Annotated in this window: 13 protein-coding genes; 7 read left to right on the forward strand and 6 right to left on the reverse strand. The window is 67.6% G+C overall.

What is annotated here, in order from left to right; all coding sequences use genetic code 11:
- Together ABZ319_RS13755 and ABZ319_RS13760 are read right to left on the reverse strand one after the other, a co-directional pair.
- Nucleotides 1-801: a class I SAM-dependent methyltransferase gene (locus ABZ319_RS13755; RefSeq protein WP_354986718.1), complete on the reverse strand. Its 801-nt coding sequence runs from the start codon at nucleotides 799-801 to the stop codon at nucleotides 1-3.
- 4 nt (nucleotides 802-805) lie between these two features.
- Nucleotides 806-1,711, reverse strand: coding sequence for an alpha/beta hydrolase (locus ABZ319_RS13760; RefSeq protein ID WP_354986719.1), 906 nt, complete (start codon nucleotides 1,709-1,711; stop codon nucleotides 806-808).
- 104 nt (nucleotides 1,712-1,815) lie between these two features.
- Between ABZ319_RS13760 and ABZ319_RS13765 the strand changes: the two genes are divergently transcribed.
- Entirely contained in the window at nucleotides 1,816-2,481 is a 666-nt protein-coding gene (locus ABZ319_RS13765) for a winged helix-turn-helix transcriptional regulator (protein WP_354986720.1), read from the forward strand.
- On the opposite strand, the gene ABZ319_RS13770 is transcribed toward ABZ319_RS13765, so the two are convergent.
- Nucleotides 2,478-3,218, reverse strand: coding sequence for a VOC family protein (locus ABZ319_RS13770; protein ID WP_354986721.1), 741 nt, complete (start codon nucleotides 3,216-3,218; stop codon nucleotides 2,478-2,480). The two genes, ABZ319_RS13765 and ABZ319_RS13770, sit on opposite strands and share 4 nt — an antisense overlap.
- Nucleotides 3,219-3,305: 87 nt before the next feature.
- The gene (locus tag ABZ319_RS13775; protein ID WP_354986722.1) at nucleotides 3,306-3,467 is read right to left on the reverse strand and encodes a hypothetical protein; all 162 of its coding nucleotides are present in this window, start codon (nucleotides 3,465-3,467) and stop codon (nucleotides 3,306-3,308) included.
- A 129-nt stretch (nucleotides 3,468-3,596) separates the two neighbouring features.
- Between ABZ319_RS13775 and ABZ319_RS13780 the strand changes: the two genes are divergently transcribed.
- From ABZ319_RS13780 to narI, 5 genes are all read left to right on the forward strand, one after another.
- Entirely contained in the window at nucleotides 3,597-4,169 is a 573-nt protein-coding gene (locus tag ABZ319_RS13780; RefSeq protein ID WP_354986723.1) for a DUF308 domain-containing protein, read from the forward strand.
- A 134-nt stretch (nucleotides 4,170-4,303) separates the two neighbouring features.
- Nucleotides 4,304-7,990, forward strand: coding sequence for a nitrate reductase subunit alpha (locus ABZ319_RS13785; protein ID WP_354986724.1), 3,687 nt, complete (start codon nucleotides 4,304-4,306; stop codon nucleotides 7,988-7,990).
- Nucleotides 7,987-9,651, forward strand: coding sequence for a nitrate reductase subunit beta (gene narH / locus ABZ319_RS13790; RefSeq protein ID WP_354986725.1), 1,665 nt, complete (start codon nucleotides 7,987-7,989; stop codon nucleotides 9,649-9,651). The genes ABZ319_RS13785 and narH overlap by 4 nt, the downstream gene beginning before the upstream one ends.
- Nucleotides 9,648-10,286 carry a nitrate reductase molybdenum cofactor assembly chaperone gene (gene narJ / locus ABZ319_RS13795; RefSeq protein ID WP_354986726.1) on the forward strand — a complete coding sequence of 213 codons (639 nt, stop codon included), beginning with the start codon at nucleotides 9,648-9,650 and terminating at the stop codon, nucleotides 10,284-10,286. Before narH ends, narJ begins: the two co-directional genes overlap by 4 nt.
- A 2-nt stretch (nucleotides 10,287-10,288) precedes the next feature.
- Nucleotides 10,289-11,020 (forward strand): respiratory nitrate reductase subunit gamma, encoded by a 732-nt coding sequence (gene narI, locus ABZ319_RS13800; protein WP_354986760.1) that lies wholly within the window; start codon nucleotides 10,289-10,291, stop codon nucleotides 11,018-11,020.
- A gap of 119 nt (nucleotides 11,021-11,139) precedes the next feature.
- Here narI and ABZ319_RS13805 read toward each other — a convergent pair whose 3' ends face one another.
- A complete protein-coding gene (locus ABZ319_RS13805) occupies nucleotides 11,140-11,727 on the reverse strand; it encodes a hypothetical protein (protein ID WP_354986727.1) in 588 nt (195 codons plus the stop codon).
- A gap of 124 nt (nucleotides 11,728-11,851) precedes the next feature.
- On the opposite strand from ABZ319_RS13805, the gene ABZ319_RS13810 reads away from it, so the two are divergent.
- On the forward strand, nucleotides 11,852-12,337 hold the full coding sequence (locus tag ABZ319_RS13810; RefSeq protein ID WP_354986728.1) for an NUDIX hydrolase: 486 nt from the start codon (nucleotides 11,852-11,854) through the stop codon (nucleotides 12,335-12,337).
- 49 nt (nucleotides 12,338-12,386) lie between these two features.
- On the opposite strand, the gene ABZ319_RS13815 is transcribed toward ABZ319_RS13810, so the two are convergent.
- Nucleotides 12,387-13,865 (reverse strand): hypothetical protein, encoded by a 1,479-nt coding sequence (locus ABZ319_RS13815; protein ID WP_354986729.1) that lies wholly within the window; start codon nucleotides 13,863-13,865, stop codon nucleotides 12,387-12,389.
- Between the last annotated feature and the right edge of the window lie 107 nt (nucleotides 13,866-13,972).

Consider the following 13,972-nt stretch of genomic DNA (forward strand, 5'->3'; position numbering starts at 1 on the left):
TCACCCCGCGGTCGACCGTCGCCGGCCGATCGTGAGGGTCGCTCCCCAATGCCGGACCAGGGTTCCGTCGGCACGGTTCGCCAGCAACCGCCGAACCTCGCCGTAGAGGTGATCGCGTTTGTCGGTCTGCATCGCGATGTGATTCGAAAAGGTGTTCAGCAGTGCGAGGTACGTGTCCGCGGTATAGGTCACGGACCACAGGTACGGGCGCACGAGGGTGACATCGAACAGCCCGGATTCCGCCATCTCCGCCGCGGTGGAGTCGGCCTGGTGCAGCGGGGGAGGCCAGGGCAGATCCGGCTCCCCGATATCGAGGTAGACCCGCTGGATCTCGGTGAAGAACGGATCGAAGTCCGGCGGAAAGGCATGCCCCGCGGACCAGACGGCGAGATGCCCACCGGCTCCGAGCAGGTCGGCCGCGCGCCGGTATCGCACGGCGGGGTCGATCCACTTCCACGCGGTGGCGCAATAGACCAGATCGAATGCTCGTCGATCACCGGGATCCCACTGCTCGAACGGCGCGGTGATCACCTCGACGGAGGGAAACGCGGCCAGCCGGTCCCGGGCCACCTCCGCCAGCGCCGGCCCCAGCTCGACCGCGGTGATCGCGTACCCCCGCCGAGCCATCGGGACGGTCGCGATACCCGGTCCGCACCCGATCTCCAACAGCCTTGTCGCAGCACCCAACTCGGTCGCCGCGATCAGGTCGTCGAACAGCCGCTCCGGATATTCCGGCCTGGCCGATCGATACAGCGCCGCCGCGGTGTCGAAGGTATCGCGCAGTTCTCGTCCGCTCCCCATGTCCTCATTCTCGTGGACCGGCGGGTGGGGCGAAGAAAGCGGTCAGGCGGTCGAGGAGCCAGGCGGGCTGTTCCTCCGGGATGAAGTGCCCGCAGTCGGGGACGAGTTCGAGGGTCATGTCGTCGGCGTAGTCGCGATACGAGGGTGGAACGGCTTCGCTGAGCGGGTCGTTCGCGCCGTTCAGGTGCAGGGTGGGGACGCGCAGGCGGAGCAGCCGGTAGTGGCGGGCGAACTCGGGGATCTCGCGGCGAATGACGTTGCGGTTGAACGCGATCGTGGCGGTCCGGGCGGCGGGACCGCGCATGGGGCGCAGATAGATCTCGGTTTCCCGCGGCGTGAAGTGGCCTTCGTGTCGCCAGGCGCGCAGGCAGCGCGCGGTGAGGCCGCGGTAGAGCGGGGTGGAATTGCCCAGGGCCGCAAGGACGTAGATGTGCCAGGGCCGGTAGAGGACGGGTGCGGAGATGCCGTCGAGACACCAGGGATGGATCCCCGCCATGGCGACGAACCGCTCGAATCGTTCCGGCCAGTTCAGGCATGCCCGGTAGCCGGTCACGAGCCCCCAATCACGTCCGACGAGCCGTGCGCGCGGAATGTCCAGGGCGTCCATCAGATCCACGACGTCGCGAGCGAGCCGTTCGAAGCTGTACCCCGTCCCGTCTCCCTCGGACCAGCCGAGCCCGCGCACGTCCGGGCAGATCACCCGATAGCGCTGCGCGAGCGGCCCGATGAGGTGCCGCCATTCCCACCAGTGCTGCGGCCAGCCGTGCAGGAGGATCAGCGGGTCACCCGATCCGGCTTCCGCGTAGTGGATGCGCAGTCCGTCGATCATCGCGTAGCGGTGGCGCACGCCGGCGAGGGAGCTGTCCGTAATCGATTCGAGCACAGTGGATTCGGCGAGTTCGACGTGCACGGTATCTCCTCGGTTGGAACGTATGCCGCCGACCGTAGCATATGATTCTGGAGTATGAGCTACCTGTTTTGTGAGTATATGAGACGTGAAGCTAGAGTCGACTCATGACGCGGCGTTCCTACAGCCAGTACTGCGGCCTGTCCCGCAGCCTCGATCTCGTCGGTGAGCGCTGGACGCTGCTCGTCGTGCGCGAGCTGATGTCCGGTCCGAAGCGCTACACCGACCTGGGCGCGGCACTGCCGGGCATCGGCACCACCCTGCTCGCGACCCGCGTCAAACAACTCGAACAGGACGGCATCGTCACCCATCGCCAACTGCCCCCGCCCGCGGCCTCGCAGGTCTACGAACTCACCGACGTCGGCCACGAACTCGCGCGGGCCCTTGTGCCGCTGGCGATGTGGGGCATGCGTCACCAGCTCGAGCACACCCGCGAACCCGGCGAGACCTACCGCGCGGAATGGACCCTGGTCTTCCTCGCCGACCTCATAGATCCGTCGTCCATAGCCGGCAAGTACGCCACCTACCAGTTCCGCATCGAGGACTCCACCGCCCGCCTGGAGCTACGCGACGGCCACGCGACGGTCACCCCCGGTACCCCCGAACCTCCCGCCGACGCCACCCTGACCACCACCCTGGCCACGATCATCGACCTGACCCGAGGTGACCTCGACATCGCGGCGGCGGTCGCGGGCGAACGAATCACCGTGGACGGCAACGCGACTGCGATCAATCTGCTTGTGCAGGCACTGACCCCGCTGACGCCCGGCTAGCTCTCGGTGACCACCGTCATTCCCGCCACCTCGGAGACCAGGTCCGGGCTACCGGGTCCGCGCACCGCTATGCCATACAGACCGGTCGGCGCCCCCTGCTCGAAACGCACCTCGGCACCGGGCAGCGCGACCGTTGCGCCGTCGACCGGACAGTCGACGAGGGCGCCGAGCAGGCGGGCCTCGGACTCGGGGTCGGCGCTGCGCACCAGCAGGGCCGACAGGTCGGGACCGCTGCCGGCGGTTACACCCTGGGCCGCACGGTATTCGGCGCGCATGCGGGCCAGCTCGGCGCGGGGCGGATCGTAGGTGATGAAGAAGGGGAAGTGAGCGGGAGCGTCGCGGACGAAGACCTCGACGAAGCCTACGTTCCTTTCCTCGAAACGCACCTCGACCTCGTCGACCTCGCGGCCGGCCGCGCGCAGGCGCGCGGCGACGGCGCGGGCGTCGGGTACGTCGACGGCGAAGGTCAGCAAACCCGGACCGGGCAGGGCCTGCACCGCCGGACGCAGGATTTCCAGGGCTTGCGCGTATTTCGAACTCGCCACCGCGTCCCAGTCGTCCACCGTGGCCAGCTCGACGTAGCGTTCGTCGTCGACGGTCCAGCCGGCGTTGCGGAACCCGGGCATGGTCAGGGACGCGTGCGTAGGCAGGCCGAGGGCGTCGTAGGACGCCATGGCGGCGTCGATGTCATCGACCCAGTGGATCAGATGGTCGAAAGCGGCAACGTATTCGGACAAGGGACCTCCCACATCGGCAGCTGGTTAGGTGAGCCTAACTCGTGATCGCGGGAAAGTGTTCCGCTCCGTCGCCGGCGGGGGAGTTGATCATGAGCTGCCGGAATCGAAACTGCCGGTGTACTTTTCGCAGCCGTCGCCGGTGTGAGGCAGTTGCTGGGGCGCGGGCGATCCCGGCGGAGCGGGGAGTTCAGCGATGAAGCTGATGCCCTTGCCCCGGCACATCGTCGGGATGCGCGTTCCCGCGCTCATCAGGTGCCCCACTTGCGAGGCCTCGAGACCCCGGGCAGCGGCGGCCCGACACGCCGTCGGCACTCCGCGTCGACGTGCGGGATTCCCGGACCTCCGACCAACTGGACTAATCGGTCATATCATGAAGCTATGCCCACCAATCGGGTCGAGGGGCGTACCGCGGTGTTTGCCGACTGGGCTTGGCAAGCGCTGATCATCAGTGGGATCTGCACCATGGCCGCGGGGGCGGCACTTGCGGTGTGGCCCAACAAGTCCGAAGTCGCCATGGGCGTGCTGGCCGCGTTGATCCTGCTCGGATCCGCGGCCGCGCAATTCATCGTGGCGTTCGGCGCGCAGCTCCCGACCGCGCTCAAGGTGCTCGAGGGGCTCAGCGGCACGGCGGCGCTGCTGCTGGCCATCTGGTGTTTCGACAGCGGGCAATGGGTGCTGTTACTGGCCTTGTGGATCGGCATGGGCTGGATGATCCGGGGTGTCGTGCTGGCGATCGTCGCGGCGTGGTCGAACGAATACGTCGGGTCGGGCGTACAGGAGGCCGTGGGTCTGGCGACCGCGGCGGCGGGCATGTTCATCGCGGTCGGGCCGTTCCGGTCCGACACCTCGTTCGCGGTGACGGTGGGCCTGCTGACCGTTCTGGTCGGCGCCAGCGAGTTGGTGGCGGCCGCGCGCGTGGAGCGCGACGCGGTCCAGCCGGTCTCCAACTGACACTCGGCCGAGGCCCGTCGGGCTCTAATTCCCTGATTGCCGACTGTTTGCCGGTACGGTTTCGGCTATTCGTGTGCTCGAATGGCCGATCGTGTGGCGGGTGACGTCGCCGGTCATCGTGGAAGGCGGGTCAGATGGCGCGGAACAGCGGTTATGCGCTGGACGGCGAACTAACCGAGGCTCTCATCAAGTCCAGGAGATTCTTCACGCGCACCGAGATGTCACCGGACCTGCGCAGCGAGTACCTGCGCGGCGGGCGCGAGGCCGACGACTTCTACCGCGACCGCTGGTCGCACGACAAGGTGGTGCGCTCGACGCACGGCGTCAACTGCACCGGCTCCTGCTCGTGGAAGGTTTTCGTCAAGGACGGCATCATCACCTGGGAAACCCAGGCCACCGATTACCCCTCGACGGGACCGGACCGCCCCGAGTACGAACCCCGCGGCTGCCCGCGCGGCGCGGCCTTCTCCTGGTACACCTACTCGCCGACCCGGGTGCGCTACCCCTATATCCGGGGCGTGTTGCTGGAAATGTACCGAGAAGCCAAGAAGCGGTTCGGTGACCCCGTACTCGCCTGGCAGTCGATCGTCTCGGACCCCGAACTCTCGCGCCGCTACAAGAGCGTGCGCGGGCGCGGCGGGCTGGTCCGCGCGAGCTGGGACGAGGCCGTCGAGCTGATCGCCGCGGCGCACGTGCACACGGTGAAGCAGTACGGGCCCGACCGCATCGCCGGCTTCTCCCCGATTCCGGCCATGTCCATGACCTCGTTCGCCGCCGGCTCACGCTTCATGTCGCTCATCGGCGGGGCCATGCTCTCGTTCTACGACTTCTACGCCGATCTCCCCGTGGCCTCGCCGCAGGTTTTCGGCGATCAGACCGACGTGCCCGAGTCCGGAGACTGGTGGGACGCGGGCTATCTCATCATGTGGGGCTCGAACGTCCCGGTGACCCGCACCCCGGACGCGCACTGGATGGCCGAGGCCCGTTACCGCGGGCAGAAGGTCATCTCCATCGCCCCGGACTACGCCGACAGCGTCAAGTTCGCCGATGAGTGGGTGGCCCCGCATCCGGGTACCGACGGCGCGCTGGCCTTCGCGATGGGCCATGTGCTGTTGCGAGAGTTCTTCATCGAGCAGCAGGTCGAGTACTTCCAGCAGTACGTGCGCCGCTACACCGATCTGCCGTTCCTGATCCGGGTCGAGCAGACCGCAGACGGCTACCGCCCCGGCAAGTTCCTCACCGCGGCCGATCTGCCGGAATTCGCGGGCGAGGCCAACGCCGCGTTCAAGACCATCTTCTTGGACGGCGCGGGAAATCCCGCGCTGCCCAACGGTTCCCTGGGCTTCCGCTACGGCGAAGAAGGCGCCGGGAAGTGGAATCTGCAACTCGAGGACGTCGAGCCGCTGCTGAGCATGGACGGCCAGGATTCGGTGCCGATCTCGTTGCCGCGCTTCGACACCGGTGACGGCTCGGCCGCCGAGATCGCCCGCGGCGTGCCGGTGCGCACCGTCGGCGGCCACCTGGTGACCACGGTCTTCGACCTCATGCTGGCCCAGTACGGCGTCCACCGCCCGGGTCTGCCGGGCGAGTGGCCGAGCGGTTACGACGACGCCGCCCAGCCCGGCACCCCCGCCTGGCAGGAGGCGATCACGGGCGTGAAGGCCGAGGTCGCCGCCCGGATCGGGCGCGAATTCGCCACCAACGCAGCGGAATCGCGCGGCCGGTCGATGATCATCCTCGGCGCGGGCACCAACCACTGGTTCCACTCGGACACCATCTACCGCACGTTCCTGGCGCTGACCACTCTCACCGGGTGCCAGGGCGTGAACGGCGGCGGCTGGGCACATTACGTCGGGCAGGAGAAGTGCCGACCGGTCACCGGCTGGGCGCAGGTCGCCAACGCGCTGGACTGGACCCGCCCGCCGCGCCAGATGATCCAGACCGCGTACTGGTACCTGCACACCGATCAGTTCCGCTACGACCCGTTCAGCGCCGACGCCCTCACGACCACGACGGGTGCGGGCAAATTCACCGGCAAGTCCACCGCGGATCTGCTCGCCCAGACCGCGCGTATGGGCTGGATGCCCTCGTTCCCTACCTTCGACCGCAATCCGCTGGATCTGGTGGACGAGGCCGAAGCGGCCGGGGTCGAGCCCGCCGATCACATTGTGGCGCAGCTGAAATCGGGGGAGCTCGGCTTCGCGTGCGAGGATCCGGACGATCCGAAGAACTTCCCGCGCGTGCTCACCATCTGGCGGTCGAACCTGCTGGGCTCCTCCGCCAAGGGCAACGAGTACTTCCTCAAGCATCTGCTCGGCGCGGATTCCTCACTGCGCGCCGAGGAAGCACCCCTGGGGTCGCGGCCCACGGAGGTGCGCTGGCGCGACGAGGCGCCGACCGGGAAGCTGGATCTGCTGCTGACCCTGGATTTCCGCATGACCAGCACGACCATGTTCTCGGACGTGGTGCTGCCGGCGGCGACCTGGTACGAGAAGCATGATCTGTCCTCCACGGACATGCATCCGTTCGTGCACTCGTTCAGCCCGGCCATCGCCCCGCCGTGGCAGACCCGCACGGACTGGGACGCGTTCATGACCATCGGCGCGGAGTTCTCCAAGCAGGCGCGCAGGCACCTGGGCGTGCGCAAGGACCTGGTCGCGACCCCGCTGCTGCACGACACCCCGGATCAGATGGCCAATCCGCACGGTGTGGTCCGGGACTGGAAAGCCGGTGAGTGCGAACCGATTCCGGGCGTCACCATGCCGCGCCTGACGGTGGTGGAACGCGACTACACCGCGGTGCACGCGAAGATGCGCGCGATCGGCCCGCTGCTGGACAAGCTCGGCGCGACCACCAAGGGCATCACCTACCGGGTCGAGCGCGAGATCGATTACCTGGGCAGGCACAACGGCATCGTGCACGGCGGACCGGCCGACGGGCGGCCCTCGCTCGCCCGCGACATCGACGCCTGCGAGGCGATTCTCGCGCTCTCGGGCACCACCAACGGGCATCTGGCCACCCAGGGATTCCGCACCCTGGAACAGCGCACCGGCACCGCGCTGGCGGATCTGGCCGCCGAGCACGAAGGCAAGCAGGTCACTTTCGCCGATACCCAGCGCGCGCCGGTCCCGGTCATCACCTCCCCGGAGTGGTCGGGGTCGGAGAGCGGCGGGCGGCGGTACTCGCCGTTCACGCTGAACGTGGAGCGGCACAAGCCCTGGCACACGCTCACCGGCCGCCAGCACTTCTATCTCGACCACGATTGGATGCAGGAGGTCGGCGAGGGACTGCCGGTCTACCGGCCGCCGCTGAACATGACCGCGCTGTTCGCCGAACCGCCGCTGGGCTCCCACGGTGAGCAGGGTTTGACGCTGCGCTATCTGACCCCGCACTCCAAGTGGTCGATTCACTCGGAGTATCAGGACAACCTGTTCATGTTGAGCCTGTCGCGCGGTGGTCCGACCATCTGGATGTCGAACCTGGACGCCGCCAAACTCTCCATCGCGGACAACGAGTGGATCGAGGCGGTCAATCGCAACGGCGTGGTCGTGGCCCGCGCGGTGGTGTCGCATCGCATGCCCGAGGGCACGGTGTACATGCATCACGCGCAGGATCGGCTCATCGACGTGCCGCTGGCCGAGACCTCCGGAAAGCGCGGCGGCATTCACAATTCGCTGACCCGCCTGCTGATCAAGCCGACCCATCTCATCGGCGGCTACGCCCAGCTCTCGTTCGCGTTCAACTATCTCGGCCCGACCGGTAATCAGCGCGACGAAGTGACGGTCATCCGCCGTCGCAGCCAGGAGGTTCGCTACCGATGAAGCCCATGGCCCAGATGGCAATGGTGATGAATCTCGACAAGTGCATCGGCTGCCACACCTGTTCGGTCACCTGCAAGCAGACCTGGACCAATCGCGCGGGCGTGGAGTACGTGTGGTTCAACAACGTGGAAACCCGTCCGGGACAGGGGTATCCGCGCACGTACGAGGATCAGGACAAGTGGCGCGGGGGCTGGGCCCTGGATCACAAGGGCCGGTTGAAGCTGCGCGGCGGCGGGCGAATGCACAAGCTGTTCACCATCTTCGACAATCCGATCCTGCCCGAGCTGGCCGATTACTACGAGCCGTGGACCTACGACTACGAGACGCTCACGACCGCGCCGGTGCAGCAGAACACCCCGGTGGCGCGGCCCAAGTCGCTGATCAGCGGCAAGGACACGAAGATCACCTGGTCGGCCAACTGGGACGACAATCTCGGTGGCGCACCCGAACTCGCGCAATCGGACCCGATCCTGAAGAAGGTCGGGGACAGGGTGAAGTTCGAGTTCGATCAGACCTTCATGTTCTATCTGCCGCGCATCTGCGAGCACTGCCTGAACCCGGCGTGCGCGGCCTCGTGCCCGTCGGGCGCGATCTACAAGCGCGAGGAGGACGGCATCGTCCTGGTCGATCAGGATCGGTGCCGGGGCTGGCGCATGTGCGTCTCGGGCTGCCCGTACAAGAAGGTGTTCTTCAATCACCGCACGGGCAAGGCCGAGAAGTGCACGTTCTGTTTCCCGCGGCTCGAGGTCGGGTTGCCGACGGTGTGCGCCGAAACCTGTGTCGGGCGACTGCGATACATCGGCGTCATGCTGTACGACGCCGACACGGTCGCGCAGGTCGCGGCCACCCCGGACGAGAAGGATCTGTACGCGGCCCAGCGGGACGCGTTCCTGGATCCGTTCGATCCGCAGGTGATCGCGGCCTGCGAACGGGCGGGAATGCCGCGCGACTGGGTGCAGGCGGCGCAGGACTCGCCGGTCTACGCCCTGATCCGCAAGTACCGGGTCGCGCTGCCGCTGCATCCGGAATACCGCACCGTGCCGATGGTCTGGTACATCCCGCCGCTGTCGCCGGTGGTGGACGCGCTGCGCGATACCGGACACGACGCCGAGGATCACGGCAACCTCTTCGCCGCCATCGAGGCGCTGCGGATTCCGGTCGAGTACCTGGCCGAGCTGTTCACCGCGGGTGATCCGGAGCCGGTGAACGATGTGCTGCGCAAGCTCGCCGCCATGCGCAGCTATATGCGCGACATCAATCTCGGACGGGAGTCCCGGCCGGAGATCGCCACCCGGGTCGGGCTGACCGAGCAGGAGATGTACGACATGTACCGGCTGCTCGCTATCGCCAAATATGAAGAGCGGTACGTCATTCCGTCCGCGCATGCCGAGCAGGCCCACGGGCTCGAGGAGCTGGCCACCGATTGCTCGCTGGACTACGACGGCGGGCCGGGGATGATCACCTCCGGGCCGTTCGGCGAGAGTTCGGGAAGCCCGACGCCGATCGCGGTGGAGAACTTCCGGATGCTGCAGGATCGGCAGACCGCGGACTCGTACGCGGGTGTGGAGGGCAGCGGCCGGGTGAACCTGCTCAACTGGGACGGTCGCGGGACGCCGGAGGGGCTCATGCCCGAGACCGACGGCGGGAGGCATCGCCGGTGAAGCTGTCCGAATCCGTGCGGGCCGGCGCGTTCCAGGTGCAATCGCTGCTGCTCGCGTATCCGGATGAGAGCGTGCGGGATTCGCTGCCGATGCTGCGCCGGGCGGCGGCGACGCTGCCCGCGCCGATCGGTGCGCCGTTGCGTCCGCTGCTGAATCATCTGGAGAACACCGATCCGGTCGAGCTGGCGATCGAGTTCGTCGACACCTTCGACCATCGCAAGCGCTTCAGCCCGTACCTGACCTGGTTTCTGTACGGGGACACGCGTAAGCGCGGGATGGCACTGCTGCGGTTCAAGCAGCTCTATCGCGCATCGGGACTGCTGCTCGAGGACGGGGAGCTCTCCGATCACCTGGCGGTGGTGCTGGAGTTCGCGTCGGCGCATCCGGCGCCCGGGCAGGAGTTGCTCGAAGAGCACAGGGCCGGAATCGAAGTCATGCGCCGGGCGTTGCGTGAGGCCGAGTCGCCGTGGGCCGGGGCGCTCGATTCGGTGTCGGCAACGCTGTCGCCGTTGCGCGGCGACGAGCAGGCTGCCGTGGATCGGCTGATCGCGGCCGGGCCGCCCGGCGAGGACGTCGGATTGGAGCCCTTCGCACCACCCACCTACATGCCGCAAGTGATCGGAGGCCGTCGATGACACTGAGTGCGAAGGACGTGCTGCTGTGGGTGGGCGTGCCGTACGCCGCCCTGGGCATCTGCGTCGTGGGGCTCATCTGGCGCTACCGCTACGACAAGTTCGGGTGGACGACCAGGTCCTCGCAGATCTACGAGAACCGGCTGCTGCGCCTGGGCAGTCCGCTGTTCCACTACGGCATCGTGTTCGTGTTCCTGGGCCACGTCATCGGCCTGGTGATTCCCGAGTCCTGGACCGAGAAGGTCGGGATCAGCGAGCACACCTATCATTTGGCGTCCTACAGCCTGGGCGTCGTGGCCGGCGTCGCGACCGTGGCCGGGCTGCTGATCCTGATCTACCGCCGCCGCACGGTCGGCCCGGTGTTCTCGGCCACGACCCGCAACGACAAGGTCATGTACGTGCTCCTGGGCCTGACCTTGGCGCTCGGCCTGGGCGCGACCCTCTACGGCAATCTGACCGGCAATCCTCACAACTACCGCGCGGACGTCTCCCCGTGGTTCCGCTCGATCTTCTACTTCAACCCCGAGCCCGAACTGATGGTGAACGCCCCCTTGGGCTTCCAGCTCCACGCCCTGTCGGCCTGCGCCCTGTTCGCGTTCTGGCCCTTCAGCCGCCTGGTCCACGTCTTCTCGGCCCCCGTCGGCTACCTGACCCGCCCCTACATCGTCTACCGCAGCCGCGACAAGGCCACGATAGGCACCCACAAGACCCGCCCGGGCTGGGAACGCGTGCAGTAATCTCGCCCGCCGCACTCCCACCGAACCGGCCCCCGGAATCATCCGGGGGCCGGTTCTTCTCGGGGTAGCCGTCGCCAGACCTTCGGGGCGGACAGCAGCAGGAGGGCAGGTCCGATCGATTACGGCTGAGCCGGCCGGACTACGCCTGCCTTGCGGTACTTTCCGTGTCCGCCTTCGCCGATGACCCATGTCACCGGCATGCCGGGCGTGATGAGTTGTTCGTCGCCCTGGTATTCCCAGAGGGTGAACGTCAGGTCGCCGGAGTGGCAGGCGATGAGGCCGTCGTAGCTGTCGGGCAGCCACCATCGGACCACGCCGTCGAGGCTCGGATCAGGATCCTTCGCTGCCTTGACCTGCCCGTACGGTATCAGGCCGCCCGGCCCCTGCCATCCGTCCCGGGTGGGAAGCAACGGCTGGTCCCCACCCTCGGGGTCGGCAGGCCAGATCTTTCCGCTGCGGGCCAGGACATCGTCGTGAAGGCGCCGGGCAAGTTCGCACGCCACGCCGCTCGGGGTGTGCGCGACAGGGGTACAACCAATCATGACTTCCAAAGCCGGGACGGTGAGTTCGATCCACCATGCCGGTGGGAAAGGTTGTCTGAGCAGACGTTCGGGGATCGTTTCGTCGATGGGTACCTCGAAACCCAGAGCTGACCGGATGTCACTCGCCAGCAGGTCGGCGCCGCGCCGCGATATCTCCTGATCCATGTAGCCATCCTGCCCGAATAGGGGATGCTGCAACGGTTGGCGGATTACTGCCGTTGCGAGCGTGTAGGCGTAGGTGTTCCGTAACCGCCTTGTTCGGCGGGTTGGCTGGATAGTGTTGTGGCCCATGGAGTCTGATCGGAGCGAGTACATCGCGGGGCTGCCGCGCAAGCGGATGGGGGCGGGGGCGGTGTTCGTCGACTCCGAGGACCGGGTGCTGCTCGTCGAGCCCACGTACAAGGACCACTGGGAGTTGCCCGGAGGGGTTGTCGAGGCCGGCGAATCGCCGTTGGCGGCGGTGGTTCGGGAGGTGGGGGAAGAGCTGGGGCTGGTGGTTTCGATGGGGCGGTTACTGGTGGTGGATTGGGTTCCGCCGGGGCGGTATCCCAGTGACGGGGTGATGTTTCTGTACGACGGCGGGGTGCTGGACCCGGAGCAGAGCGCGGCGATCGTGTTGCAGGAGGCCGAGTTGCGCGGCTGGGCCTGGTGCGACGCGGACGAGGCGGTGGAGCGGTTGCCGGCGCTGCTGGCCCGGCGGGTGGTCGCCGCGCGGGCGGCTCGGCACTCGGGGCGCACGGACTACCTCGAAAATGGTTTTGCCACATTGAGATAGGGCGGGCTTTGTCTTAGCGCACAGCCTGGCGCGCGCCAGCGCTACCGCGCTACCCAGCCAGCGCCGCCGCGAGATGCAGATTGTCGACGCTCCGCAACTCTCGTTCGCCGGGAATCCGCAGACCGGACTTTCGGCAGATGTCCACCAGTCGGAAATGAACTCCCCAGGTCAATAGTGGCGGCTCTGTGAGCAGGGGTAGCAGCGGTTCTATGCGGTCGCCGAGCAGCGAGATCGCCTCGTCACGTATGCCTTCACGAAGGTCGTTGCGCGCCAGCGTGATCAGGCACTCGTCGAGTTCGCCCGGTGCGGTGTGGGCGGCGCAGGTGGCCAGGGCCTCGTAACCGGCGGTGCCCGCGACCGCGCCGCTTTCCACCAGGTTCCAGGTGAACGCGGCGATCTCCCGGGAAGGGGGCACGTTTCGCAGGTGGTAGACGGCCGACTTGCGAACTATCAGGTTCGGATCGTGGGCCAATTCGAGCAGGCGGTCGGCCTCGTGCCAGTCCGACAGCGGACCGCAGCTCAGCGTCCGCACCTGCGGATCCGGGTGGGCGGCAAGGAAGGCGGCCAGCGCCGGGCGATCGGCGGCGGGCATCGCGCTCCAATCGCGGTCGAACAGCATCGCGATTCGCGACGCCCACGAACCGTCGGGATCGGAGAAGACGGCGATGATTTCCGACGCCAGCGGTGCAGCCGGTTTGACCGGGGACGGCCCCGGAGACCACGGTTCCGGCTCGGCGACATCGCCCGTTCCCAGCAGGTCGGCGATCGGCGCCATCCAATCCGCGAGCCGCACCCGTTCGGGCTCGAAGTCGCCGAGCAAGTAGAGCTCGGCGTCCCGGGCCATCTCCGCCCGCTCACCGGTGCCCTGCGCTATGTCGTGCAGCAGCCGCAGCGTCGCACGGCCGGGGTAGTAGCGCAGCGTGTCCAGTGCCGCGCACGCGACGGCCTCGTCTGCGTCGGCGGCCGCGCGATGCAAACCGGGTTCGGCGGCAACGGGTTCGTCCCAGCACAGCGCGTCCGCCGCGGTCCGCCGCACGGCGGGATCGGCATGGTCCAGTGCCGCGATCTTGCACTCCTGCCAGCGCGGTTCCTCGAAGCCGAACTGCAGTCCGACCAGCGCGTCCCGATACAGCGGATGCTGCGGGTCGCGAGCCACGGGTTCGATCAGATCCGTCTCGGCGCGCGTGGCCTCGCGCAGCACGAACGCGCGCACGAGGTCGTCTCCGACGGCCCACCATTCGCGCAACTCGGCGCTGCCCGGCACCGACGCCGCGTCCGAGAGCACCCCGAAGGCAGCCTCCCGCACGACGTCCGGCTGTCCGAGATCCCGCCCGATCGCGACCAGCGCCGGAACCGCGCGGGGGTCACCGACCCGCGCGAGCGTCTGGACGAGGTCGCTCGAAACAGCCCCCGCGGCACCCGATTCGGTCAGCTCCCGAATCAACTCGAAGGTCGCGGACCGATCCTGCTCCTGAGCGATCCGATCCTGCTCCTGAGCGATCCGATCCAGCTCTTCCTCGGAGTGCATCAGCACATACTGTCCGACCGGTGGCAGCGAAGCCAGCGAGAATCGCCCTGCTCCGGACGGTAGTGGGGCGGTCGAGTCCAGATTTTCGTGCACTATCCGATGCCCAC

The sequence above is a fragment of the Nocardia sp. NPDC005978 genome (assembly GCF_040614455.1).
Taxonomy (GTDB): Bacteria; Actinomycetota; Actinomycetes; order Mycobacteriales; family Mycobacteriaceae; genus Nocardia.

Coding starts and splice junctions, on each gene's coding strand:
- ABZ319_RS13765 (WP_354986720.1), top strand. CDS start 1,816: ATGACGCGGCGTTCCTACAGCCAGTACTGCGGCCTGTCCCGCAGCCTC.
- ABZ319_RS13780 (WP_354986723.1), top strand. CDS start 3,597: ATGCCCACCAATCGGGTCGAGGGGCGTACCGCGGTGTTTGCCGACTGG.
- narH (WP_354986725.1), top strand. CDS start 7,987: ATGAAGCCCATGGCCCAGATGGCAATGGTGATGAATCTCGACAAGTGC.
- ABZ319_RS13815 (WP_354986729.1), bottom strand. CDS start 13,865: ATGCACTCCGAGGAAGAGCTGGATCGGATCGCTCAGGAGCAGGATCGG.
- ABZ319_RS13775 (WP_354986722.1), bottom strand. CDS start 3,467: ATGAGCGCGGGAACGCGCATCCCGACGATGTGCCGGGGCAAGGGCATC.
- ABZ319_RS13785 (WP_354986724.1), top strand. CDS start 4,304: ATGGCGCGGAACAGCGGTTATGCGCTGGACGGCGAACTAACCGAGGCT.
- ABZ319_RS13810 (WP_354986728.1), top strand. CDS start 11,852: ATGGAGTCTGATCGGAGCGAGTACATCGCGGGGCTGCCGCGCAAGCGG.
- ABZ319_RS13755 (WP_354986718.1), bottom strand. CDS start 801: ATGGGGAGCGGACGAGAACTGCGCGATACCTTCGACACCGCGGCGGCG.
- ABZ319_RS13805 (WP_354986727.1), bottom strand. CDS start 11,727: ATGGATCAGGAGATATCGCGGCGCGGCGCCGACCTGCTGGCGAGTGAC.